Source organism: Prochlorococcus marinus str. MIT 9211, from assembly GCF_000018585.1.
In the GTDB taxonomy this organism is placed as follows: domain Bacteria; phylum Cyanobacteriota; class Cyanobacteriia; order PCC-6307; family Cyanobiaceae; genus Prochlorococcus_D; species Prochlorococcus_D marinus_B.
On sequence record NC_009976.1, the window covers coordinates 1513653 to 1536609 of the forward strand.

The window sequence follows — 22957 nt, forward strand, 5'->3', positions numbered from 1 at the left end:
TCAATGAAGTCTATAAAAGCCAATAATATGCAGCTGAGCCCTGAAGAATTTGCTCGGTACTCTCGACATTTATCATTACCAGAAATTGGAATTAAGGGTCAAAAGAAACTAAAAGGCAGTTCTGTACTTTGCATTGGCTGTGGAGGGCTTGGTTCTCCAGTACTGATATATCTTGCTGCGGCTGGCATAGGTAATCTTGGGATTGTAGATAATGATTTGGTAGAAGAGTCAAACTTACAAAGACAAATCATTCACACTCACAAGTCAATTGGTAAGTCAAAAATAGAATCAGCACGATCTCGAATAATTGATATTAATCCTTATTGTAAAGTAACCATTTTTAGTGAATTACTAAATAATGAAAATGCCCTAGAAATTATTAAACCATATGATCTAGTATGTGACTGCACAGATAACTTTGAAAGCAGATATTTAATAAATGATGCCTGTGTTTTGCTTGGAAAGCCATATATATATGGAGCAATTTCAAAGTTCGAAGGTCAAGCCTCTGTTTTTAATCTAGATAAAGATAGTCCAAATTTTAGAGATTTAATCCCTCAACCTCCCTCAATGGATTTACTACCTTCATGTAGTGAGTCTGGTGTTATAGGGGTTCTTCCAGGTATTATTGGATTAATACAGGCTACAGAAATAATTAAGATTATAGCTGGGATAGGTACCACTTTAAGTGGAAGGATATTGATATTTAATGCGCTAGAAATGAAGTTTAAAGAGCTAAAGTTAAAGAAGGATTATGCTGCAAAGCCAATTACAGAATTGATTGATTATAAGGATTTTTGTGGTTCTTCTGGTGTAACAAAAGTCGAAGACAGTATTAAAAGTATTTCGGCTAAAAAGCTTAGAGTTTTACTTGAAGATAATCCCAACAAAAATATCTTATTAGATGTTCGTACTGAGGAAGAGTTTAAATTAAATGCAATCAAAGGATCAATATTAGTGCCACTCAAAAATATTCAAAATGGGCAAGAGATAGATAAAATTCGAAAACTAGCTAGCAATAAAAATATATTTGTTCATTGTAAGACTGGTAAAAGGTCGAGGAAAGCAATACTGAGTTTACGATCAAATGGAATTGATGCTGTCAATCTGGAAGGTGGGATAAATTCTTGGAATGAAAGCTAAGCTTCTTTTTGATACAGGGATTAATAATCAACCCCTTTTTTTAGATTAATTCCCTTTTCCGCATAGTGCTTATGGCAAACCATCTCTGAATGAACACTAGCAAGATCAAAATAAGGTGGATAATTCTTGCATCGACCAGTGATGATCACTTCAGTTTCCGCAGGTTTTCTAAGCAAAGTTTCAACAATCGGTTCTACTGGAAGAAGCTCTAAGTCAACAGTTGGATTCAGTTCATCAAGAATAACAGTCTTATAAAGGCCACTTGCGATTGCTGCTCTAGCAATTTCCCATGCACGCTCTGCTTCAACATAATCAATTGGTTGTTGTTGACCTCGCCAAACAATCGCATCCCGACCCGATCTCAGATGATCAACTAAATGAGGATAACTCTCCCTAAGAGCCGCAATTGCAGCATCTTCTGTATAACCACTACCTCCTTTAAGCCATTGCAAAATCAAAACACGATGACTTTTATCTTGACTAATACCACGACCAATTGCCTGTAGAGCCTTGCCAAGAGCACTGGTAGATTTACCTTTACCCTCTCCTGTATATATCTCAATACCGCCTGAAGAAGTGTGTGACGCCAATTCATTTTTGGCCAAGTCAGAACGGCGATGAGCACGCATTTCTGAATGTAATTCTGCTATTTCTATAAGGTCAAAAGGAGCTGCACGCCCTGTGACAATAATTTCCATTCCATCTGGCCTAGAAGCAAGTGTGTCCACTACATCATCTAAAGGAAGCAAACCAAGGTCTAAAACAGGATTCAATTCATCTAAAACAACTACAGAATAGAGGGCGCTTGCAATGGCCCCTTTAGCAATATCCCATCCTCTTTGTGCTTCACTAGCATCAAATTTCGTAGCCTCTCCAGCAGTAAAAAAATCAGCCCTTCCGGTACGGACTTGATCAATTAAATGAGGAAAACCCTGCTGCAATGCTTCTATTGCTGAATCTTCATCGTATTCTCTCCCTGGCCCTTTTAAAAAACGAAGAAGAAGTACTCTTGTACGACGTTTCTCGCAAATTCCAAGGCCAATAGTTCTTAGTACAACTCCCAAGGCAGCCTGACTTTTCCCCTTGCCTTCTCCGTCATAAATATGTAATTGCCCATTACTGCGTTCTTTGCTATCAGTTGCAGTAACAATGCCAATACGATTTTTTCTTCCAGATGCTTGTGCCTGTATTTTGTTTTTGGAAGTCTTAACTTCTTCTGGTTGTGGCTTCATAAAAGAATCTCACATCACTTAGAGCTTAACCAGATCCACCAATGAAGATAGTCTCTAAGCACATGAAAAAAAAATGATTCTAAAACTCCAAGAGGATCTGAATGCACCACAATTGCAACAACTAGAGCTTTTAAGAGATGCAATTAAACAAATCGGAAAAGTTTGTATTGCTTATTCCGGAGGAGTTGATAGTTCACTTATTGCTGCAATTGCTAAAGAACAATTGGGAACAAATGCCCTTGCAGTAACAGGGGTTTCAGATTCGCTAGCTCCTCATCTTCGTAAAGAAGCCCAGCAGCAAGCAGCTTGGATTGGTATTAAGCATACAGAATGCATAACCAACGAATTAGAAAGTCCTGATTACAATCAAAATCCTGTAGACAGATGTTTTGCATGCAAACAAGAGTTACATACTCACCTTGCAAACATTGCAAGCAATTTCAAAGAATCTCAAGTAATCGATGGAGTAAATTTTGATGATCTTGGGGACCATAGACCGGGCATTCAAGCTGCCAGACTCGCAGGAGTTAGGTCTCCACTAGCAGAGCTTAAAATTAGAAAATCAACCATTCGAGATATTTCAAAGGCCCTAGGCTTCCCTTGGTGGGACAAACCATCACAACCTTGCCTAGCCTCTAGATTCCCTTACGGTGAGTCAATATCCTCTTTACGCCTAGCACAAGTAGCAAAAGGAGAGCAATGGCTAATTGATCATGGTTTTAGTGAAGTCAGGGTGCGTATTCAAGGCCTAGGAGCGAGAATTGAATTGCCTGTTGATCGTATCAATGATTTGTTGATAAAGTTAAGAAGAGAAGAACTCATAACTTATTTTCTATCAATTGGATTCACTTCTATCAGTGTCGATCTAGAAGGTCTAATTAGTGGAAAACTCAACCGAGAACTTAGCCATAAACAAACCAGTTATAAAGATGAAGCCTAGTTAAAACGCAAATCAAGGAAACGAGCCTTATAGGTCAGCAGGTCATTGTTTGATTTTTAATTGATCAATGCGTTTGAAATCATTACTGGGGTATCTCTTCGCAATGTTTTTAAGGAGTGTCTTTTAGATTGCAGTTCTTCAACAAGTAGCTGACAAGCTTTATCTGGCATAGTCTGATCCCCACAAGTGAATACATCTACAGCTGCATAACCACTTTCAGGCCAGGTATGAATTGAAATGTGAGATTCAGCTAAAAGTGCCAAACCTGTAACACCTTGGGGGACAAATTTATGAGTGATGAGATTAAGTAATTGAGCTCCAGCAACTTTTGATGCCATTTGAATAGTGGTACGTATAAAAGCCTCATCATCTAGCTTGACTGAATTGCATTCACAAAGTTCAAGAATGCAATGCTTACCAATCATTCTTTGCTTACTCCTAGAGTCAAGCTGAGAGTACTTTCTAGTCTCTTCATCTGGCCATCCAGGATTGGGATATAAATGTGTAATCATTGATTCCATTGAATCATCTTAAAAAATAGTTGATTACATTAACCCAACTCTAGAGATCCATCTTGATTTCCTAATTGAAGAAGTTGAGACTCACCTCTCCAATCTCCTTCAAAAGCATCCAAATGCGTGGCACTTATTAAACACTGATGCTTATGACCAACTGCCTCAAGAAGTAATAACTGTCGCATGGGATCAAGCTCTGCCAACACGTCATCTAAAATTAATATCGGAGCTTCTCCATAGATTTCTCCAATAAGTTCCAATTCAGCTAATTTCAAGGACAAGACAATCGTTCTTTGCTGTCCTGCTGACCCGAATCTTCTTGCGGAAGCTCCATTGAGTAAAAATTCAATCTCATCGCGATGAGGACCAACCCTACAATGACCTAACTTCTGTTCAACAGCTCTTTGTTCTAAAAGCTGCTTCTCTATAGATAATCTACATTCGAGTTCTTCGTCTTGTTTCTCGAGAAAACTCCCTGGCAAATAATGAAGCTCTAATGCTTCATTTCCTTTACTCAATCTTTCTTGCCACAATATCGCAAGGGGTTTCAACCTGTTGAGAGCTCTTTGTCGACGTCTATGTATCCTCGTGCTGACTAATGCTAGCTGAACATCAAAAGCATCTAAAAGAGTTCCATAATCTTTACTTGAAGTATGTTTCCAATTGCGCCACAGTTGATTTCGCTGGCGTAATAATCTGATAAGTCGACTCATTAAGTCTGAATATACTGGTTCTAATTGAAGAACGACTCTGTCTAACCAATGCCTACGAAGTGAAGGTTCCCCTCTAACTAGATGAAGATCAAGTGCACTAAATCCCACACATCTCAGTGGTCCTATCAAGTCGATCTGTCGAGACAAACATTTGTCATTTCGATATGCCTTGCGTCCACCTTTTTTTCTTAACTCTAATTCAATTTTATCTTCATCTTCAGTAATCGCTCGCAATAGAGCACTTTTTTCCTCCCAATGAATCAGATCTTGGTCACTACTTGCACGATGAGAACGAAGACTTCCAAGCAACTCAACAGCCTCTAGCAGGTTTGATTTGCCAATACCATTAGGACCAATAACCAGAAGACGTTTTTCAGTCAATTCCAGTTGAATCCGCCTGTAATTACGGAAACAATTCAGTTCGAGATGATGAAGGCTGATCTTCCTTTGGCAACCTTTAGCTAAGGTAGCTGCATTGAGGCTTTAAAACATAGTCTCAAATACACGGCATAATGCCGGTCTTGGGCATGTAGCTCAGCTGGATAGAGCATCAGATTCCGGTTCTGAGGGTCGGGGGTTCGAGTCCCTCCATGCTCGTAGCTTGCAAGAAAGCTAACGAAATTGATACGTCATGGCGCGAATACCATTCGGGTCTAATAAAAACCCCTGTGATTGCAAAGCCTCGAATGCAATCGCAGGAGCTGCCAAAGAAACACTGCATCCCGGCAATTCCTTTCTAATAATTCCAAGTGATTTATTGACTAATACTGCTATCAATTGTTTTTGATAGTTTCCAGGCTCAACAGCAAGATCCCACAAATTTGCATTCAAGCCTTTGTCACTAGTTATTCGCACGAATCCAACTAATCTTCCTGTCTTTTCATCTTTGATACTGGCATTGCAATAACTTTGTTTTAAAGCTAAAGCTAATCTTCTGGGGGGATGAGTCTCTCCAAAACATCTTGCTAAAAGCCTGTTAAGTGCCTCAGGGGAAGGTGACTCTTTCAAATCTAGAAGAAAGCCTGAAGGTAGTTTAGGTAGTTTTGAGTTTTGAAAAGAAAGCAAGTTTCAACCTGTATTTCGCATTCCCGCAGCAATGCCATTAATAGTCAACAAAGCTCCTCTCAATAATTCACTGCGACTATAAGTACGAGCAAGATCTCGTTCATTAAAAAGCTCCTCGCTCACAGGTGGTTGACGCTTTTGATCACGTAATCGACGTAATAGTGCCACTTGAAGAAACCCTAAAGGTACAATCGTACGGTTTCTAAGCTCTACAGACGCTTGCAATGCAGGATCAGCGCTAAGAAGTTTTGATTTTCCAGTTATTCTTAAAACCAACCTCTTAGTGAGATGGTATTCATCAGAAATCACCTCAAAAATTTTATTAAAAGCTTCTTTATTCTGCCTACTACCAAGACTAGTGACATAGTGATTAGCCACCTCTAGATCTACTTTCGAAAGAGTCATCTCTACCTTAGAAATCAACATTCGAAAGAAAGGCCAACGCTGATGAAGCATTTTCAAAAGCTCAATTTGTGCAGGATCTTCTTCAAGTTCTATAAACAAAGCATGCCCGACTCCAAACCAACTGGGCAAAAGAAACCTACTCTGAGTCCAACCAAAGACCCAAGGTATGGCCCTAAGACTAGATAAATCCTTACTGCCTGATTTTCTACGAGTAGGTCGACTAGAAATTTGCAATTTACTGATTTCTTCAATTGGCGTCACTTCTTGAAAAAATGGCACCAAGTCAGGGTTGTCATGTACAAGCGACCTGTAATGCCGCCTAGAACGCGCTGCCAATCGAGTCATCAGCTCATTCCAACTAGGGGTTGCATCTAACTGATTAGTAACCAAACTATTTTGCAGCACAGCTGTCGTAACAGTTTCGAGGTTATACATTGCTAGTTCAGGTAGGCTATATTTTGAAGCAAGAACTTCCCCTTGCTCAGTAATCTTAATTCGTCCTTTTAAAGTGCCACTAGGTTGAGCCAAGATTGCCTGATAAGCAGGGCCACCACCTCGCCCAACAGAACCTCCACGACCGTGAAATAAACGTAAAGCTACACCATGACTACTTGCAAGGTTCTGAAGTGCAATTTGTGCCTGATGAATTTCCCAATTACTTGATAAAAAACCAGAATCTTTATTGCTATCTGAATAACCAAGCATTAGTTCTTGTAAAGGCTGAAGTTTCTCTCCAACACGAGGTAATAAGTTGAGATAAAAACTAGAGCTAAAGAGTTCCTCCATCACTGAGGGAGCTCGCTGCAGATCCTCAACAGTTTCAAATAAAGGCACCACTAGTAAATCAGCTGAACCAGACGAAATATCTACTAGTCCAGCTTCTTTTGCGAGAAGAAGTACTTCTAAAAGATCAGAAACTGAATGACTCATTGAAATTACATAAGATCTGCAAATCCGACTACCAAACTCTTCCTGTAAACGGTGGAGCATCTGAAAAACAGATATTGTTTCCTGAGTAGAAGGTGACCAATCAACTGAAGAAGGAATTAATGGCCTACGAGTTTCTAATTCTTGCATTAACCATTGAACTTTTTCTTTCTCATCCATTTCTGAGTAGATGACAGGGAGGTCTATAAATCTTGTAACCTCGTCTATAGCATCACTATGTCGGTTACTCTCTTGTCGAATATCCAGACTAGCAAGAGAAAAGCCAAAAATATGTACCTGAGTCAATAGCGTATCTAACGACTCACAACTAAGATCTGTTGCCACCAGGCTATTGCGAATTAACTCTAGATCACTACGAAACTCGGCTATAGAGCAGTAATACAAATCCTCAAATGGCTTACCAGAAGTAATCAAGGAGTTCATAGCTTCAGGAACTATCTTCCATCCTGCAGCTGCTAATTCTTGATTACGTTGATGAGTTAGCTTAAGTCGTTGCAAAATATAGCTAATCTTTAGTCGATATGGCTCTAGCCTGTATCTCGCTGCTCTTTCCTCGTAAACCTCTGGAAACTGAACTCTATCCATTTCTAAAGACTCTAACAATTGTGAGCCAACCTGACTCCATTGCATAGAAATACTCAATTGATCCCTAAGGTCTTGAACAGAGTTGATATACCGCTCAAGCATTAATTGACGTTGATAACATGCTGCTCTCCAAGTTATTTCCGGAGTAACTGATGGGTTGCCATCACGATCTGACCCCACCCAAGAACCAAATGTGCAAAAAGATTCTCTAGGCACCTCAACATCAGGATAACTTTTAACTAATGCTGCATTAATCCGACGACGCAATTGGGGCATCGCGTCAAATAGAACTTGTTGGAAATAATGCAGTGCATAATCTACCTCGTCTAAAACAGTTGGTTTAAATTGATGTAGCTCATCTGTACGCCACCAAAGACGTATTTCTTCTTCTAACTGTTGTCGCAAGCTTTCTTTCTGAGAGAAAGAAATTGCTGCTTCAGAGTGAAATTGCTGTAACAAATTGGCTACCCTGCGTTGCTTATGCCTAACGGTATGTCGGACTATTTCTGTAGGATGGGCGGTAAAGACAAGACGTATATCTATTTCTTGCATTAATGCCTCTAGCTGCCCAGGAGGGACATTAAGACGTTTTAAACGTTCAAATAATTGACTGAAAGTTGCTGGTGCAGTCTGACTCGCAAGAGGAGGGGCAAATGGATCAAATTGATTAGACGCATCTTCTTCGATCCTGCCAATAGTTTCTAGATATGTGTCTTCCTCAATTCTCTGCTCCAAAATATTGACAAGTTGAAAGTATAAAGAGAACGCACGCGCGGCTGCAATTGACTCAGCCAAGTCCATCTCTTCAATTAACAAAACAATTTCATTAAATGGGTTTTTTTGCTCTTCTTCTCCTGCAAAATTATTCGGGTTACTCAATTTCTTTAAACGAAGAACCCGATTAATTTGATCTGATGGGCATTCACTGCATAAAACTGTCTCCCACAGATCTTCAACAAGTGCCAATCTCTGTTGCAACAAGCTTCCAGAGTTTTTCGTAGTACTTGCTTGGTTATTGCGGAAAGATGAATGCAAATCTGAAGATTGCTCTAAGGGTGTATTGCCTAATTCTGATTTTGACATGATCATCTCAAACCCGCCGATGCATCATTGGTGAAAGCTTTTCCTCATTCTCCATCTCATGAATAGTTTCTTTTAGTAAATCAGGCAGATCTATTCCATTGGAATGCGCCCTAATCCATTGCATGGATTGATTACCATCCTCCAAGACAGAGTTAATAGGAGAAAGCTGATGAAAAAGTCCCATATCTTTTGCCAATGGTGTTACATCACTAATTAGCTGAGCGATCCACTCTCGACAAAGTATTTCTTTGCCATCAACCCAGTCTCGTAAAGTTGCGTCCAAGCTTGTAGTGGCGGATGCTTTCTCATTCATATCAATTAGTTTAGATAACTCTTGAGGACTTAAAAGACTTCCTTCCAGTGGATCTAGTTTTTTAGGATTATTGCAAAGACAAAGAACTCGCAATTCTAGAAGAGTTGTAACTGCCAGCAACAAATCACAATTAGTAATGAGATCACAAATTCGCAATTCCAACCTATTCAACTTATATGGCCTCTCAGGACCATTTGCTCTTACCGAAATCCACAAATGTCTTTCATTATGCATACCTCCTTCCCTCAGTTGCTCCTCTATCCAAGTTACATAATGACCATGATTCAAGAATAACGGGACATCTTTTGGTGTTACTGGGAATTGAATCCATCTCTGAGAATGCACTCCTGTAAGTTTTCCGTCTAAGAATGGAGAGCTAGCACTCAGAGCCAGAAACAATGCTGCTTCGCAACGTACTAAACGAAGTGCAGCAAAAAGAAGGGATAAATCCTCAAGGCCTAAATTAATGTGGACACTTGCTGTAACAACTTTCGTCCCATAATTGGATTCTATGAAGTCGTGATAGGGATTTGAAAGATCAGATCTTTCAAATTTTCTACTATCCCCTAGGCTCAGGGTACTTCCTGGCAAAATTGTTAATTCTTGAAGGGCTAGCCAATTTCGAAGTTTTCTTCTAGGAGCTAAAAGAGATTCGTTCAAATGTTTGTATTCTCTATCGGGAATCGTGATGTATTCAAGGTTACGTTTATCCGGTTCTATAACAAACTCAGGAAATTCTTTAGAGACAGCATCTGAAACACCAACATTCTCTCCTGAAAGGCGTCCAGTAAATAATTCAACCTCAAAACCCTTGAGCAAAGAATTATTCATGAATCAGACCGCTCAAGACATCCTAGTGCAGTGAGCAAGCCTTTAGCTTTATTCATAGTTTCTTGGAATTCATTTGCAGGGATTGAGTCAGCAACTACACCTGCACCTGCTTGAACTTGCACATTTGAAATATTGTTTGAATGAGAGGATACAACCATAGTTCTAATGGTAATTGCTGTATTTAATGCTCCATTTAAATCCATTGATCCATATACCCCTGAATATGGTCCTCGAGGCTGAGTTTCTAATTCATTGATTAACTGCATTGCTCTTATCTTAGGTGCTCCAGAAACCGTGCCAGCAGGGAAAGCTGCCATTAGTAGATCCCATACATCCTTATCTTCTCTAAGCATTCCTTCTACTTCACTAACAATATGCATCACATGAGAATACTTTTCAATCACCATCAACTCTTTAACTTCAACAGTCCCAGATCGACAAACCCTGCCCAAATCATTACGTCCTAAATCCACTAGCATTACATGCTCTGCTATTTCTTTTGGATCAGATAATAATTCGCGTTCTAATGTTTTATCTTCCATTTCATTGATACCTCTAGGTCTTGTACCTGCAATAGGTCTCAAGCTTGCATAGATACCTTTTTCACTGGGCTTTGCTTGAACCATCACTTCAGGACTAGATCCAATAAGTTGCCAATCACCAAAATCAAAAAAAGCCATAAACGGCGAAGGATTCACCATGCGCAAACTTCGATAAATCTCAAAAGGTTTATTAGGAACCTGAGTTCTTAATTTCTGACTAAGGACAATTTGAAAAATATCTCCTTTTTTTATGTATTCCTTAGCTGATTTAACTGCATTCTTAAATTTGACTTGAGTGGTATTACTCTTTACTGAGTTTGGAGTCTCAGTTGTTGATTGCCATTGAAGAGGTTTCAGCGAAGGAAGTGGGGATTGCAAAAGAACTTGCAAATCTTTGCTTCTTTGTGCAGCCTTTTCATATGCCTGAAGTGGTTGATCATTGCATGTCAAATCTCCATACGAGACTGCATTAATCACTCTTTTAACCTGATCAAAAATTAAAACTCTATCCATAAACATCCACACTCCATCAGGAGGATCACTTTTAGTCCTTGCAAACACTGAAACTTTTGGCTCTACCCATTGAATCAATTCATAACCCCATATTCCATACAATTGACCTATGCAAGGTAAGCCGTCAATAGGCTCAGTACGATATGGAAGAAGCCATTCCCTAATAACTTCAAAAGGATTGCCTTGTATTTCGTCGCATTGTCCGTCACGCCACTCCCTTTTGAGACTATTCCCTCTAGCAGTTGCTATCCAAAGAGGATCGGTAGCAACTACACTCCATCTCCCAAGAGTTTCGCCTCCCTCTACAGATTCAAGAAGAACCCCTGGAGGATGGCCTTCACCAACCTTCAACCATGTTGATAATGGTGTCTCAAGGTCTGCAGGCCAACTGTGAACCAGTGGAATAAAAGTTAATCCTCTAGAAGCTGCTTCTAAAAATGAATCCTGATCTGATATATGCATGTAGGCATCATTGCAGCCTATAGGTCTGCGAAAGAAATTTGAAGAAAATTTTCGCCTAAAAGCTTAAGAGTCGAAAGTGTTTTTATCAGTAAATTTAATACTTGCTGGGTTGGGATTTTGACCAATCCTGCGAGGATTATGATTAATGATGCTGCGGCCTTCATTAACCTTCTCAGGGAATACACCATCCTTAGGATGCAAAAACTCTGTATCCCCTCCTGGGAAGATCCTATAAATCTTATAATCTTCAATTCTTGGCTTGAAAGATCTTAATTGGGTGCCTAAAGCTAAGCATTGTTCTTTTCGAGCAAAATACATAAGATTCTCCCCTTCATTCATAACTGCAGCACCACCAGTAGGGAGTTCAAAAGCCTGAGACTTTTTACTGCTCCAGGTTATTGCATACTTTTCTTCAGTTTCAGCAGAATTGAGTAATCCACCGGTACTTCCAATGCTTTGAGGAAGACTGCCTTTTAAAACTTCTGTCATTGCTGTTCTTGCAATTAGGCATTCAATAACAAGTCGAAAGTAGCACTAACCTTTGTACCTTTTGCTACTTGTAAAGAAGAACCTTCACACGACTCAACATTAAGTTTATTTAATTCCTGCAATCGGGAAAAAAATTGTGAGCCCACTATCTCTCCTTCTAGTCAATCGCCCGCCAAGACTGGCCAATAATCTCTGAGTTGCAGCTTGTGTTAATTGCAAGCTCCCTGTACTTGGGTTCCAACTAAGAACTGTTCCAAGGTCAGAGTTCTCCTCATTGGCAATATTCCTTTTCTCTTTTAAATGAAAGGGTTTACCCATTATTTGAAGCTTTAAACGTTGGCCTGCAGGACGAAGTGCTAATACAAGCATCCCTCCAGGTTCCAACCCCCTAGTATTTCTATCTATAAGGCCTCCTAACATCAACTCCAATCGTTGGGGATCACTAAGCACGTGAGGTAAATCAGGTATTAAATCTAAGTGAAGCTTTATACCTCGTCGATCCAATTGTTTACTCCATGCTGGATAAAGCATCTGAAGCATTTCTCCAAGATCAGTGCTTGCAAGGCTGGATTGCTTGGTTTCATTTCTTTCTAGCTCTACTGCATTGAAAATCAAACCAAACCTATCTATCTGTTCTGTGCATTCAGTATCTATTTGTTTGAGCCTAGAGAGAACAACATTAGAAAGATCTTTTCTTCGCAAAAGTGACCTAATTAGAGTTCTTATAGTTGCAAGTGGGGTTCTTACTTCATGGGTTAGGGCTTCTAAAAGCAAAATTTCTCCACTAGTTTGATTGTCAAGTTCATCAACATTCTCTTTATCTGGCAATGTCTGAATATTTAGGCTAGGAGCAATCCTTGCCATTTTTGAAGCTAGTAGTGGCCAAAAAATACCTGAAAGATCTTCATTGCTTCTTAATTGCCCTAAACCAGCCAATGCTTCTCGAACATGATTTGCTTGCTTAGAGTTTTCATTATTTAACCTCAAGTCCAACATTTTCAACAAATCTTTCAAAGTTTCTGGATCACTGCGCATCAACAAATTTCTTTCCCCAGGCTTGCCTTGTAGAGCAATTGCGACTTGAACTTCTGGTGTAATTATCATCAATAAAGGATCATGTCCATCTTCTTCTCTCAATGGAAATCTATTAAAGCTTGCTGTCGAATCATGATGAATTGATCTTGTCCTAGAAGGTGGCAAAAGAGCCGCATTTGGATAATGCAAACTTGATAATTCATCCGGAGCCCAAACCCAACCATCTAATCGCTCCAATAATTTAGGTTCATACAATGCAGGCAAAGGTGCAGCAAGCCATAATCCCTTACTTAAATTCATTGGCAATAGAATTTCGTCTTGCAAAGTATCTAATGCTGCCCACCACAATCTTCTAACAATTTGTTCATCAACTCTTCCAGAAGGAACACCTTCTGCCATGCGCTGCTGAATAGAACTAATTGTGATTTGATTAGTCACCAATTTTTATTAAATGATCTTCCTCTACGTGCAACAGATAAACAAAAACCTAATGAAGTAAAGTTAACTAATAAGGCTGTTCGTCCATAACTCATAAATGGCAGAGGAATTCCAGTTATTGGACCAAGTCCAATAGTCATAAAAATATTAACAATAACTTGGAACATAAACATTGATCCAATGCCTATTACAACTAAAGATTCAAAATCTGTATGAGCATCTCGAGCAATATTTAATATCCTTAGAATCAAAGTTAAAAAAGCTATAACGACCAAGATTGTCCCTAAAAAACCTGTTTCTTCTCCTAATGCACTGAAAATAAAATCAGTGTGTTGTTCTGGAATAAATCTTAATTTTGTCAATTGACCTTGGAACAAACCTGTGCCAAAGAAACCTCCGGAACCAATGCCAATATTACTTTGAATTAAATGATAACCGCCACCTAGAGGGTCCTTTCCTGGGTCTAAAAATAAAATCAATCTATCTCTTTGATAATCTTTGAGGCCATTCATCCAAAGCCAAGGAGTTACAGCTGCAATTAGGGATTGCATACCCATAGTCAAAATTGCTACAAGCTTTTTATTAGGCAAAGAGCGATAGGCCATAAAACCAACAAAAGGAATCCAAACGAATAGAAACCAAGGCAATACTCCAGAGAAAATTGAAGTAACTAATCCAGATAAAACTATTAAGCCCCATTCAAAAGGCATGCCTGACCAATAAAGCATGATCAGTAATACTGCTCCAAAAACAAGCGAAGTCCCTAAATCTGGTTGTATAAAAACTAAAAGCCAAGGTATGAGAATAACCAATAATGGCCGCCATAGTTGTATTGGATTATTAAACTTTTGGCGCTCAAGTAATGCCGCCAAGATAAGTATCAAAGTTATCTTGGCAATTTCAGATGGTTGAAGATTTATTCCACCAATGCTTAACCACCGTTGAGCACCTAAAGCTGATGTTCCTATAAACCTTACTGCTAAAAGGGAAGAGATTGTGATGATGTATAAAGGCAGCAAGAGAGAACGAAGTCTTTCCAGAGGAACTTGAGCTAAGAGGAGAGTTAAAACTAAACCAAAACCAGCAGTAATCCAATGTTGATACCAACTAGCATAATCAACTTGCCTCTGCGTACTAGCGATTAATAACCCTGATATAAAAACTAAAGTGGAAGGAATAAGCCAAATTATAAATTCAAACTCTTTAAATTTTCCAGAAAAAGGAATAAACCTTCGATACAGTTTTTTACTTCTCATAACAGAGAATGATGCCAGCATCTTTTAATTAATTTTGATAGTTTTTACAATAGAAATAGCAAGCTCTTTAAAAGCTTTTGCACTAAGAGAGTCAGGATATCTCTTGACTATTGGCCATCCTTCATTACCACCTTCCAAAACTGGCATCTCCATAGGGATCTGAGCTAAAAGAGGAACACTATTTTCTTTAGCAAGCTGTTCACCTCCACCGGAGCCAAACAATGAGTATTTTCTTTCCGGTGGATCAGGTGTCACGAAAAAAGTCATATTTTCTATTACGCCCAAGATTGGTATATCCATTTGCTTAAACATCGCCAAACCTCTTCTGGCATCTTGAAGTGAAACTTTCTGTGGAGTAGTGACAACCAACACGCCAGTTATGGGAACTGCCTGAGCAAGGGAAAGTTGAGCATCGCCAGTACCTGGAGGCATATCAACAACTAAAACATCTCTCTCACCCCAGGAAGTTTGATAAAGAAATTGCCTAATAATTCCATTCAGCATTGGACCTCGCCAAATCACTGGTTGATCTTCATCAATTAAAAATCCCATTGAAACCATGGCTATTCCAGCGCTTTCGATTGGAATAATCTTTTGTTCCGCTCCTTGCCCAAATACTTCAGGGGTCTTTTGAGCCACACCTAGCATTGTGGGTGTATTAGGACCATAAATATCTGCATCCAACAAACCAACTTTTAATCCTTTCTGAGCTAGTGCGCATGCAAGATTTACAGCCACAGTGCTTTTCCCAACACCTCCTTTCCCACTAGTAACTGCAACAATATTTTTCACGCCATTAATGGCTTGAACCGGCTGCATCTCCCCATGCCCTGCTTTACCAATCTCTCCTTGCTGAGGTGAATTGGCTAATTCAATTTGAACGGCATCAATATCATCAAACTTCTCTAAATAAGTCCTAATTTCTTGAGCTATGCCCTGCCTTTGGCTATTGGCGAAATTAGGAAGATTAAGGCGCACACTGGCTCGTGGGGGATTAATTCTAATTTGATCTAGCCAGCCGAGTTCTAATAATGATTTTCCAGTTCCAGAATCTTTGATTGAAGAAAGAGCTTTAATAGCTTCTTCGGCAGTGGTCATAATTTGCAATCTGAATTCAATAATCCTAAATGGGTATTCTGATGTCCTAGCCTCAACTAGAAAATACAGATATAGCCCAGTGTCATTGGAACACCTTTCTCAGCCTCCTGCAAATTCGAGACAGAGGGCCAAAGAACTTGTACTTTCGCTACAAGATCAAATATGTAATGGCCTTGAAGCAGTAGATGGTGAAGGAACTTTCAAGGAAGAGACATGGGAAAGACCTGAAGGAGGCGGGGGCAGGTCAAGAGTAATGAGTGAAGGAAGAGTTCTTGAACAAGGAGGGGTCAACTTCTCTGAAGTACAAGGACAGGAACTCCCCCCATCAATAATTAATCAACGACCTGAAGCCAAAGGGCATCCCTGGTTTGCAACTGGGACTTCTATGGTCCTTCATCCAAAAAATCCCTATATTCCAACTGTTCATCTCAATTACCGTTATTTCGAAGCTGGTCCAGTTTGGTGGTTTGGCGGTGGTGCAGATCTAACACCTTACTATCCATACTTAAGCGATACCAAGCATTTCCACAAAACTCTCCAGCAAGCTTGTGATTCCATAAATCCCTTACTGCATAAGGTTTTCAAGCCATGGTGTGATGAATATTTCTTTCTAAAGCACAGGAATGAAACAAGAGGCGTAGGTGGTATTTTCTTTGACTACCAAGATGGATCAGGAAATTTATATAAGGGTCAAGACCCTAAAGGGCCCGCTGCAAAAATTGCAAATGAACTAGGCAAGCATCCTATGAATTGGGAGGAACTCTTTGCATTGGCAAAAGCATGCGGGAATGCTTTTCTACCTTCTTATATCCCAATCATCGAAAAGCGACAGAATCAATCATTTACGGAGCGAGAAAGACAATTTCAGCTGTATAGACGAGGAAGATATGTTGAATTTAATTTGGTATGGGATAGAGGAACAATTTTCGGTCTTCAGACAAACGGTAGAACGGAGTCAATACTAATGTCTCTCCCTCCTTTAGCAAGATGGGAATATGGCTACAAGGCAGAGAAGGGATCAAGAGAAGAACTACTCACTAATGTGTTTACTAAGCCTCAAGAATGGTTTAACGATAAGACTTTGGAAGAAAAATGTCATCCGTTAGAAGCTGTGGATTAAAAGAGTCTTTCTGATTAATCCCGACGATAAGTGCGTTCACAATTCGAATAGCAATTGCTCGAATGGTTTTTTCTCTTGTATCTATATTTCTAAGGCTATTTTCCAAGCCACCTTCTAACTTACCTATCTCAAGGAGCCGTATTTGCCTTCTTGGCCCTCCAAGACCTCCTCTAAAAAACAAAGGATAGCGACCAAAAGTTCTTGCGAGAGATTCATCAATATTATTGATGTTTGTCGTAAGCGGTGGAATTAATCCTGAACCAAATCCATACTCACCATAAGAATCAAAATGAATTTCAAGTGAATATCCTCCGTTTTGAGCATGCCTAGCTCCTACCGACCAATTAGTAGTGGCATTATTCCCATCAAGAATGGTTCTTCTTTTTGGTTGATAAAAGCTAATATTTAATCCTTTCTTTTTACCGATTTTGACAATCGCATGAGATAACTTTAAATTCCAAAAAAGCTCATCACTAATACCTACCTCCATAGGTGAAAAGCCTTTTAAAGCTACTGCTTCACCAGCAGTGCCTGAACCATCAATACCCTGAGAATCAGCATGACCAGCCAATATCAGAATTGGGACAGATGAAGGTACAACTTGATTGCCAAACCAGCGACTCTTTTTAGGAAACTTCTGACCAAGATTTAGATTACTCGTCTGAGAAGCTAAAAAAGTCGAAACTCCACCAAATCTAGGCCCTGTTAATAGCAAAACGGCAAAAAATACTAACCAAAATGAATTCTTCAGGTTCATTTACAAAATCAAATTGGAGATGAAACTAAAGAACCATCACTTTCCAAGGCAAGATTCTTGCCAAGTTCTGACTCCATCGCTATCAACTCATCTCTATGGGCTCTTAAACGCAAAACACTACTTGAATCTTCTGTAGAGCTAATCAACTGCAGCTCAACAGACTCTATTCTAAAAGCACGTTGACGATAAAATAAACCGGCAAGAGGTCCTAAACCAACAAGGACCAATGGCCACCAGGCAATCACTGGGAAGAGTTGACAAATCACTAAGCCCAAACAGCCTCCTCCTAAAGCACACAAAATCGATAAAAACACAGCTAATAAAGGGCTAAATAACACATTCCCCTGAAAACGAAGAACTTTTCTTTCAATATCTCCTCCTTCTCGTTTCCACCCCCTTGATTCCAACCAATTACTAATTCCACTAAGCACTTCCAGAGGAGGCAATTTAGAGGAAACATCTACAACAGTTGTTCTATCTTTACTGGCAGCTCGAAGGAAAAAAGCCAATCCAATTGCTAGTAAAAGAGTTAGCACAAAAGTTGAGATGTACGAAGCTGACATTTAAATTAGATTAAAAGGCAAAATGAATTTGAAAAGACTTACGATTCAAAAAGCAATCTGTCTAATACATAGAATGATTTTGGAATCTATTGTTCATACAGATAGTGCTTACAGTAAAAATCAAAAGGAAGCATGTATATAATTTAATTGTAAATTTGATTTATGGAGTATTTATTAGGAAGAATTTTTCTTACATCTAATCTCAAGACTTTTAATCATTCTTATGCCTCTACCACCTAGTTCACCCAAAACTTTTCATATTCTTGATAGAGATCTTGATGAAAAAAGCTTCAAAGAATTCAGCACTAAGGCTTCTTTAGCTATAGACACTGAAGCAATGGGATTGATGCATGGTCGAGACCGGTTATGCCTTGTCCAAATTTGTGATGAATCTGACAACGTTATATGCATAAGAATTGAACGCAATCAAAAATCAGCACCTCTTTTAAAAAACCTTTTAGAGAACCCGTCAATTCAAAAGATTTTTCATTTTGCTCGCTTTGATGTTGCCGCCCTTGAAGTGAATCTTGATATTAAAGTTACTCCTATTTTTTGTACAAAAGTTGCTAGCAAAATTGGTCGGACATATAGTCCTCGCCATGGACTCAAGGAAGTAGTGATGGAGCTAGTAAATGTAGAACTAGACAAACAAGCTCAAAGTAGTGATTGGGGAGCAGTTGAAGATCTTAGTGCCAAGCAACTAGCCTATGCTGCAAATGATGTGAGATACCTAATCAAAGCCAAAGAGAAGTTGGAGCATATGCTGAAGAGAGAAGGGCGATGGGAATTAACTACAAAATGCTTCCAATGCATCCCTGTAATGTCGGAACTAGATATTTACCGTTTTGGGAATATCTTTGAACATTAGACAATTAATCTTCTACTAAGAAATTTTCTTCTTCGGCAAGCGCTTCCAACAAATTATCAAGTTGAGAAACTATAGAAGATTCTTCATTGTCAGATAAATCTTTTGCTTCTTTAAGCATTTCCTCTGCCACCTGTTTCATAGAATCCGAGTCTTTAGCACCTTTGCGAGCAGCAACTATCTCAATTTTTTTACTGGCTGCAGCAATACTGATGCTCATACAAGAAGCAAGTTCAGCACAGAGTTTAAGATAATCGTGTCCCTTGATACCTGGCATATAGTTTGAATGAATTGTTAACTCCTTACTAATAATTCTAAAGCAAATTGTGCTAAAGCTGCACTTCCACCATGCGCGCCCATTCTCTTTACTCCTTGCAAAGATAACTGTTCGCGAAATGAGTCATTGCGAAGCAGCACCTCAACTGATTCGGCTAAATGTTTGGAATTTCTACAAGGAAAGACAGCTCCACCTAGCAGGCGAGCCTGACGCATTGCAAATGATTTTTTAAATTGTGGACCTTTACCTGGCAATGAAACACAAGGAGTACCAAGTCCTACTAATTGCTCAGTAGCAGTGCCTGCATTTGCAAGGCCAATCTCAGCATAAGTGGCCCACTCATGAAATTTTCCAATACCAATAAAAACCCTAAATCGATCCTTCTGCCAAAAGGTATCTACACCTAATGAATTGTTTTGCAAACAAAATTTCGAAAAGCCTAATTTCTCTAAACATAGCTCAAGCTCATGTAGAGATGGGTCTGCCCCAGTAGTAACCAAAATTGCTAATGGTGTTGGACTTTTAATTTGCAAAGCTGCAGATATTAATCTTCGAAAATTCATCAATGCCTCTGGCATTCTACTTCCACAAAGCAATAACAATCTTCTAAACATTAATAAGTCTTGTGGACATTCAGCTTTATGAAAACCATCCATCATTGGATTGCCTGGAGCAAAAGCCCTAATTGACTTCCGCTGTAAACCTCTAGCAGTCAACTTATCTCTAACTCCTACAAATTTACATCTTAAAGATCTCATCAAAACCCATTCCCAAGGGTCCCATTCTGAGCCTTTGCAGCGATGATAATAATCACTCAACAAAGCCCCTGAAGATGATGTCCATGTGTAATCGCTTTTGGGAGTCCCAATAAACCCATACATACCGCCACCACTCCAGGCAAAAAACAAAGGCAACAAATCCCCAACTGCAAGAATCACTTTCCCATGTAATGCAGATCGTCTGACATACCGCCAATGCTTATAAGCAAAACAAAAGACACCTGCAGAAATATCTCGAATCAATCCTGAAAAGCTTTGATTACTAAATCCTCCACTAGGCAAGCGAAAAGAAGGTCCTATTTTGATTAACCACTTTTCATAAACTGCCTTTTCAAAAGCCTTACCTTCTCCAACCAAAGGGAGTACCTCAAAGGTTAAGCTTGGTTCCAAGAGATGTAGAGCCTCTAAAATCCTAAGGGCTATAAGATCTTCACCGTGTCCATTAGAAAGAACTAAAAGATCTTTGGTCGTCTGACTGATACGATCCCCAGAGGTAAAATCTTTATTTCCTTCGGCGGCATGGCCAAGTGGTAAGGCAGAGGATTGCAAATCCTTTATCCCCAGTTCGAATCTGGGTGCCGCCTTCTTACCTTTCTTGAGACCGATTCCTGTAATCAGTTGCAAGAACTCAATTATTAGATCTCTTTTTCTCATAAAACGGATCTTTTCAGCCCTAAGAACTGGTCGGTAAGTACCTTGCTATCGACCATCAGCAGACTTACCTTCCTTTAGTGTGCCATTTACAAAACAACTAGCCACCTGAAGAGAATTACCTCGGTAATTATCTGCACTCTGGCTTGTTTCGATATTGCATTTGGTCTCGTTCTTCTCTGACCAGTCAGTACTCGGAGGATGTCGTAGGGGTTGTTGCCCATTAATTTTGTACAAGTCTTTATTCCTTCTAAAATAATGGAATATGCTTTAAATGGTTTTCATTATCCAAAGTCAATCTATAGCAAATAAACTGACTGTGTAGATGTTCTTAGCCTAGTAAAACTAGTAACTTGAATACTTATAAATTAGCCAATCTTAAAAATTTGAATAAGTAATCATCTACGAAAATATCCCGATCAAAAGTATTCAGTCTTATCCTTACAGGATTATGTTTAACGAGTTTTTAAAGGGCATCTCAATTTCTAGCAGATGCCCTTGAGTCAGGGTAATTGTTGGGGTGCATCCTGACTCATACTTCTTTTCTAGGAACAATAGAAATGATCGTCAGTGAGTAAAAACTCCTGATTTTCAAGTGAATAATCCTGCTATTTTCTGAAAAATCTACATGTAAAGGATTTAATGAGTTTAAATTGCCTATTTCATAAGCCATTTGCGAAAAATTGTTCCTAATATTTTTCTTGCAGTTGAAATAGCTTTTAAAAAATTGCCAATAAAAAATGGGCGCCCTCAACGAGCAGCGCCCTTATGGACAATTGTGTGAGGAGTGTCCTTTATCACTATACCAATCACAAAGAGATTTCTCCCAATTTTTTCTTTTTTGACAAAAAATCATCTGTTTTTTAGGAATTCAGTATACGAATTCAATAGCCGAAATTAGTTGAAAAATAGGAAAATCCTAGATCAATCTCCCCCAATAAAGCAAGAAGAGATCTCCACTGAGTTGAATTCTTATGCTTAGCCTGTCTACATAACGAAAGAAAAATTTCCCTATTGGGTGGCATTCTTAGAAATCATTTTCATAGATCATTGGTCTAGCTAAGATGGACTGTCAAAACTAGATAGCTTGAAAATTATTAAGAAGTCTGCGCCTGCATGAAATCATCTTATACAGTTAGGCACCTCCTTATAAATTATGTCGAAAATTAAATTTCAGCCTCAAGACAATCTCTATGGTCTTTTTGCTGTAGTTGTTATCTCTGCTTGCATCATTGCTTCACTAGGCGCTCTGCTCGGATATGAGAAAGTATTCTTTCCATTTAGCTGAATTATCATGGCTCAACTTTGATTGAAGAAATCTCTACTAATAAGCAAGGTACTTGAATGCAATACATAAATTGCTGAATAATTTTTAAGAGATTGTAAGTCTTCCTATCTATTTAGAATACTGATTGATTGGTTCATTTTTCAATTAGAAAGTAGAACTAGTAATCGTTATCTGCAACACAAATTCCTAGACAGCGAATACTGTTAGAGCTAGTTCTCTTGCAATGCTTACAAAGTATTTTTTGATCATCAGAATGTACGCGAAAGTTGGAAGGGGATATCACCTCTGAGGAATCTGAACTATGCAAATGATTGGTCAATTCCTCTCTTGTATATCTCATTAGAAAACTAAATAAGTTTATCTATCATCCGAATTACTCACTATTGGAACAACACTTTGGGAGGGCAAGTCAACTATCTGGACATGTGTTGAATCCTTTTCCGATCTTTTTGGAGATTCTTGTTCTTCATTAACCAATGCATCTTCTTTTGAGCAAGCTTCCAAAGCCTCCCGAAGCAGGGAATCAAAAGTTGCACCAGGCAATCTATGACGAGCAATCTCTAAAAATGTTCTGGGTAAAGATTCGGTTGCAGCATCTTTAAGCGCAGGGTTATTACTCCGATGATCCTGCTCATCTTCAATAGCTCGAAGAAATCTCAGTGTTACTTCATGTTTGGTAGACGCCTTGATCAAAGTGTCATTATCTTTAGATTGATTATCAGGGTCAGCTTCTAAATCATTAATTCGTCTTTCAAGGCTCGAAAGGACCTCCTCAGCCTCCTTAGATATATGAGCTAACTGACCATCAGACAAATTAGGCAAGTCAGCCACATAAACCTTGCCGTGATCTCTTAATGTTAAAAAAGTTGGTCGGGGGCCTTGCCGATTATCAATATTGGCAAAATTTGCCAATGGACGCCTTGGAGGAACAGGTCCAGCTGAACTACGTCTACGGGTTAACCTCTGCTGATTTTCAAAAGGCATTGAGCTAATTCAAGATCTAACTACGCAGCTTCCGAAAAGAATATTCGGTTTGCATTAGCCAAATACT

General features: G+C 39.1%; 22 protein-coding genes and 2 tRNA genes. 7 read left to right on the forward strand and 17 right to left on the reverse strand.

The genetic code is table 11. The features are described 5' to 3' along the window. The first annotated feature begins 3 nt into the window (after nt 1–3). Nucleotides 4–1143, forward strand: a complete 1140-nt coding sequence (gene moeB / locus P9211_RS08200) for a molybdopterin-synthase adenylyltransferase MoeB (RefSeq protein ID WP_012196240.1) — start codon at nt 4–6, stop codon at nt 1141–1143. A gap of 20 nt (nt 1144–1163) precedes the next feature. On the opposite strand, the gene P9211_RS08205 is transcribed toward moeB, so the two are convergent. Next, complete coding sequence (locus tag P9211_RS08205) at nt 1164–2375, reverse strand: cob(I)yrinic acid a,c-diamide adenosyltransferase (protein WP_012196241.1); 1212 nt, start codon at nt 2373–2375, stop codon at nt 1164–1166. A 73-nt stretch (nt 2376–2448) separates the two neighbouring features. On the opposite strand from P9211_RS08205, the gene larE reads away from it, so the two are divergent. Continuing rightward, nucleotides 2449–3315 carry an ATP-dependent sacrificial sulfur transferase LarE gene (gene larE / locus P9211_RS08210; protein ID WP_012196242.1) on the forward strand — a complete coding sequence of 289 codons (867 nt, stop codon included), beginning with the start codon at nt 2449–2451 and terminating at the stop codon, nt 3313–3315. 56 nt (nt 3316–3371) lie between these two features. On the opposite strand, the gene speD is transcribed toward larE, so the two are convergent. Beyond that, the gene (speD, locus tag P9211_RS08215) at nt 3372–3836 is read right to left on the reverse strand and encodes an adenosylmethionine decarboxylase (RefSeq protein ID WP_041391245.1); all 465 of its coding nucleotides are present in this window, start codon (nt 3834–3836) and stop codon (nt 3372–3374) included. A 29-nt stretch (nt 3837–3865) separates the two neighbouring features. Continuing rightward, nucleotides 3866–4930, reverse strand: coding sequence for a DNA replication/repair protein RecF (gene recF / locus P9211_RS08220; RefSeq protein ID WP_041391247.1), 1065 nt, complete (start codon nt 4928–4930; stop codon nt 3866–3868). A gap of 136 nt (nt 4931–5066) precedes the next feature. Here recF and P9211_RS08225 point away from each other — a divergent pair. Further along, nucleotides 5067–5140 (forward strand) — tRNA-Arg (locus P9211_RS08225). A 15-nt stretch (nt 5141–5155) separates the two neighbouring features. On the opposite strand, the gene P9211_RS08230 is transcribed toward P9211_RS08225, so the two are convergent. The 8 genes from P9211_RS08230 to P9211_RS08265 all read right to left on the reverse strand — a co-directional run bounded on the left by P9211_RS08230 (nt 5156) and on the right by P9211_RS08265 (nt 15606). Then, nucleotides 5156–5551: an N-acetyltransferase gene (locus P9211_RS08230; protein WP_225866206.1), complete on the reverse strand. Its 396-nt coding sequence runs from the start codon at nt 5549–5551 to the stop codon at nt 5156–5158. A 60-nt stretch (nt 5552–5611) separates the two neighbouring features. Then, nucleotides 5612–8635 (reverse strand): phosphoenolpyruvate carboxylase, encoded by a 3024-nt coding sequence (gene ppc / locus P9211_RS08235; protein ID WP_012196246.1) that lies wholly within the window; start codon nt 8633–8635, stop codon nt 5612–5614. Between the two features lies 1 nt (nt 8636). Continuing rightward, nucleotides 8637–9773, reverse strand: coding sequence for a glutamate--cysteine ligase (gene gshA, locus P9211_RS08240; RefSeq protein ID WP_012196247.1), 1137 nt, complete (start codon nt 9771–9773; stop codon nt 8637–8639). Beyond that, entirely contained in the window at nt 9770–11290 is a 1521-nt protein-coding gene (locus P9211_RS08245) for an anthranilate synthase component I family protein (RefSeq protein ID WP_012196248.1), read from the reverse strand. Before P9211_RS08245 ends, gshA begins: the two co-directional genes overlap by 4 nt. A gap of 63 nt (nt 11291–11353) precedes the next feature. Then, nucleotides 11354–11779 (reverse strand): photosystem I reaction center subunit II PsaD, encoded by a 426-nt coding sequence (locus P9211_RS08250; protein ID WP_012196249.1) that lies wholly within the window; start codon nt 11777–11779, stop codon nt 11354–11356. 105 nt (nt 11780–11884) lie between these two features. Continuing rightward, nucleotides 11885–13252, reverse strand: a complete 1368-nt coding sequence (locus tag P9211_RS08255; RefSeq protein ID WP_012196250.1) for a sensor histidine kinase — start codon at nt 13250–13252, stop codon at nt 11885–11887. Continuing rightward, complete coding sequence (gene rodA, locus P9211_RS08260) at nt 13249–14529, reverse strand: rod shape-determining protein RodA (protein ID WP_012196251.1); 1281 nt, start codon at nt 14527–14529, stop codon at nt 13249–13251. Before rodA ends, P9211_RS08255 begins: the two co-directional genes overlap by 4 nt. A 3-nt stretch (nt 14530–14532) precedes the next feature. Beyond that, nucleotides 14533–15606 carry an Mrp/NBP35 family ATP-binding protein gene (locus P9211_RS08265; RefSeq protein WP_012196252.1) on the reverse strand — a complete coding sequence of 358 codons (1074 nt, stop codon included), beginning with the start codon at nt 15604–15606 and terminating at the stop codon, nt 14533–14535. 79 nt (nt 15607–15685) lie between these two features. On the opposite strand from P9211_RS08265, the gene hemF reads away from it, so the two are divergent. Next, on the forward strand, nt 15686–16726 hold the full coding sequence (gene hemF, locus P9211_RS08270; protein WP_041391635.1) for an oxygen-dependent coproporphyrinogen oxidase: 1041 nt from the start codon (nt 15686–15688) through the stop codon (nt 16724–16726). On the opposite strand, the gene P9211_RS08275 is transcribed toward hemF, so the two are convergent. Then, nucleotides 16674–17483, reverse strand: a complete 810-nt coding sequence (locus P9211_RS08275) for a hypothetical protein (RefSeq protein WP_012196254.1) — start codon at nt 17481–17483, stop codon at nt 16674–16676. The two genes, hemF and P9211_RS08275, sit on opposite strands and share 53 nt — an antisense overlap. An 8-nt stretch (nt 17484–17491) precedes the next feature. Next, nucleotides 17492–18046, reverse strand: a complete 555-nt coding sequence (locus P9211_RS08280; protein WP_012196255.1) for a cofactor assembly of complex C subunit B — start codon at nt 18044–18046, stop codon at nt 17492–17494. A 223-nt stretch (nt 18047–18269) separates the two neighbouring features. Between P9211_RS08280 and P9211_RS08285 the strand changes: the two genes are divergently transcribed. Next, entirely contained in the window at nt 18270–18914 is a 645-nt protein-coding gene (locus tag P9211_RS08285; RefSeq protein ID WP_012196256.1) for a ribonuclease D, read from the forward strand. Nucleotides 18915–18918: 4 nt separating this feature from the next. Here the strand turns inward: P9211_RS08285 and P9211_RS08290 are convergent, their stop codons facing one another. Together P9211_RS08290 and P9211_RS09465 are read right to left on the reverse strand one after the other, a co-directional pair. Beyond that, entirely contained in the window at nt 18919–19131 is a 213-nt protein-coding gene (locus P9211_RS08290; RefSeq protein WP_225866207.1) for a hypothetical protein, read from the reverse strand. Between the two features lie 74 nt (nt 19132–19205). Further along, nucleotides 19206–20516, reverse strand: coding sequence for a lipid-A-disaccharide synthase-related protein (locus tag P9211_RS09465; RefSeq protein ID WP_086934895.1), 1311 nt, complete (start codon nt 20514–20516; stop codon nt 19206–19208). On the opposite strand from P9211_RS09465, the gene P9211_RS08300 reads away from it, so the two are divergent. Continuing rightward, nucleotides 20481–20551: transfer RNA gene (locus P9211_RS08300), tRNA-Cys, on the forward strand. The genes P9211_RS09465 and P9211_RS08300 overlap by 36 nt on opposite strands. Nucleotides 20552–21774: 1223 nt before the next feature. Next, entirely contained in the window at nt 21775–21906 is a 132-nt protein-coding gene (locus P9211_RS09990; protein WP_012196259.1) for a hypothetical protein, read from the forward strand. Between the two features lie 157 nt (nt 21907–22063). Here the strand turns inward: P9211_RS09990 and P9211_RS09915 are convergent, their stop codons facing one another. Continuing rightward, nucleotides 22064–22246: a hypothetical protein gene (locus P9211_RS09915; RefSeq protein WP_086934896.1), complete on the reverse strand. Its 183-nt coding sequence runs from the start codon at nt 22244–22246 to the stop codon at nt 22064–22066. Between the two features lie 17 nt (nt 22247–22263). After that, complete coding sequence (locus P9211_RS08310) at nt 22264–22890, reverse strand: hypothetical protein (protein WP_012196260.1); 627 nt, start codon at nt 22888–22890, stop codon at nt 22264–22266. Nucleotides 22891–22957: the final 67 nt, after the last annotated feature.

Coding starts and splice junctions, on each gene's coding strand:
- P9211_RS08250 (WP_012196249.1), bottom strand. CDS start 11,779: ATGACAGAAGTTTTAAAAGGCAGTCTTCCTCAAAGCATTGGAAGTACC.
- P9211_RS08285 (WP_012196256.1), top strand. CDS start 18,270: ATGCCTCTACCACCTAGTTCACCCAAAACTTTTCATATTCTTGATAGA.
- speD (WP_041391245.1), bottom strand. CDS start 3,836: ATGGAATCAATGATTACACATTTATATCCCAATCCTGGATGGCCAGAT.
- P9211_RS08280 (WP_012196255.1), bottom strand. CDS start 18,046: ATGTCAGCTTCGTACATCTCAACTTTTGTGCTAACTCTTTTACTAGCA.
- P9211_RS09915 (WP_086934896.1), bottom strand. CDS start 22,246: ATGAGATATACAAGAGAGGAATTGACCAATCATTTGCATAGTTCAGAT.
- gshA (WP_012196247.1), bottom strand. CDS start 9,773: ATGAATAATTCTTTGCTCAAGGGTTTTGAGGTTGAATTATTTACTGGA.
- rodA (WP_012196251.1), bottom strand. CDS start 14,529: ATGCTGGCATCATTCTCTGTTATGAGAAGTAAAAAACTGTATCGAAGG.
- P9211_RS08205 (WP_012196241.1), bottom strand. CDS start 2,375: ATGAAGCCACAACCAGAAGAAGTTAAGACTTCCAAAAACAAAATACAG.
- larE (WP_012196242.1), top strand. CDS start 2,449: ATGATTCTAAAACTCCAAGAGGATCTGAATGCACCACAATTGCAACAA.
- P9211_RS08265 (WP_012196252.1), bottom strand. CDS start 15,606: ATGACCACTGCCGAAGAAGCTATTAAAGCTCTTTCTTCAATCAAAGAT.
- P9211_RS08245 (WP_012196248.1), bottom strand. CDS start 11,290: ATGCATATATCAGATCAGGATTCATTTTTAGAAGCAGCTTCTAGAGGA.
- P9211_RS08275 (WP_012196254.1), bottom strand. CDS start 17,483: ATGAACCTGAAGAATTCATTTTGGTTAGTATTTTTTGCCGTTTTGCTA.
- P9211_RS08290 (WP_225866207.1), bottom strand. CDS start 19,131: ATGAGCATCAGTATTGCTGCAGCCAGTAAAAAAATTGAGATAGTTGCT.
- moeB (WP_012196240.1), top strand. CDS start 4: ATGAAGTCTATAAAAGCCAATAATATGCAGCTGAGCCCTGAAGAATTT.
- P9211_RS08310 (WP_012196260.1), bottom strand. CDS start 22,890: ATGCCTTTTGAAAATCAGCAGAGGTTAACCCGTAGACGTAGTTCAGCT.
- ppc (WP_012196246.1), bottom strand. CDS start 8,635: ATGATCATGTCAAAATCAGAATTAGGCAATACACCCTTAGAGCAATCT.
- P9211_RS09990 (WP_012196259.1), top strand. CDS start 21,775: ATGTCGAAAATTAAATTTCAGCCTCAAGACAATCTCTATGGTCTTTTT.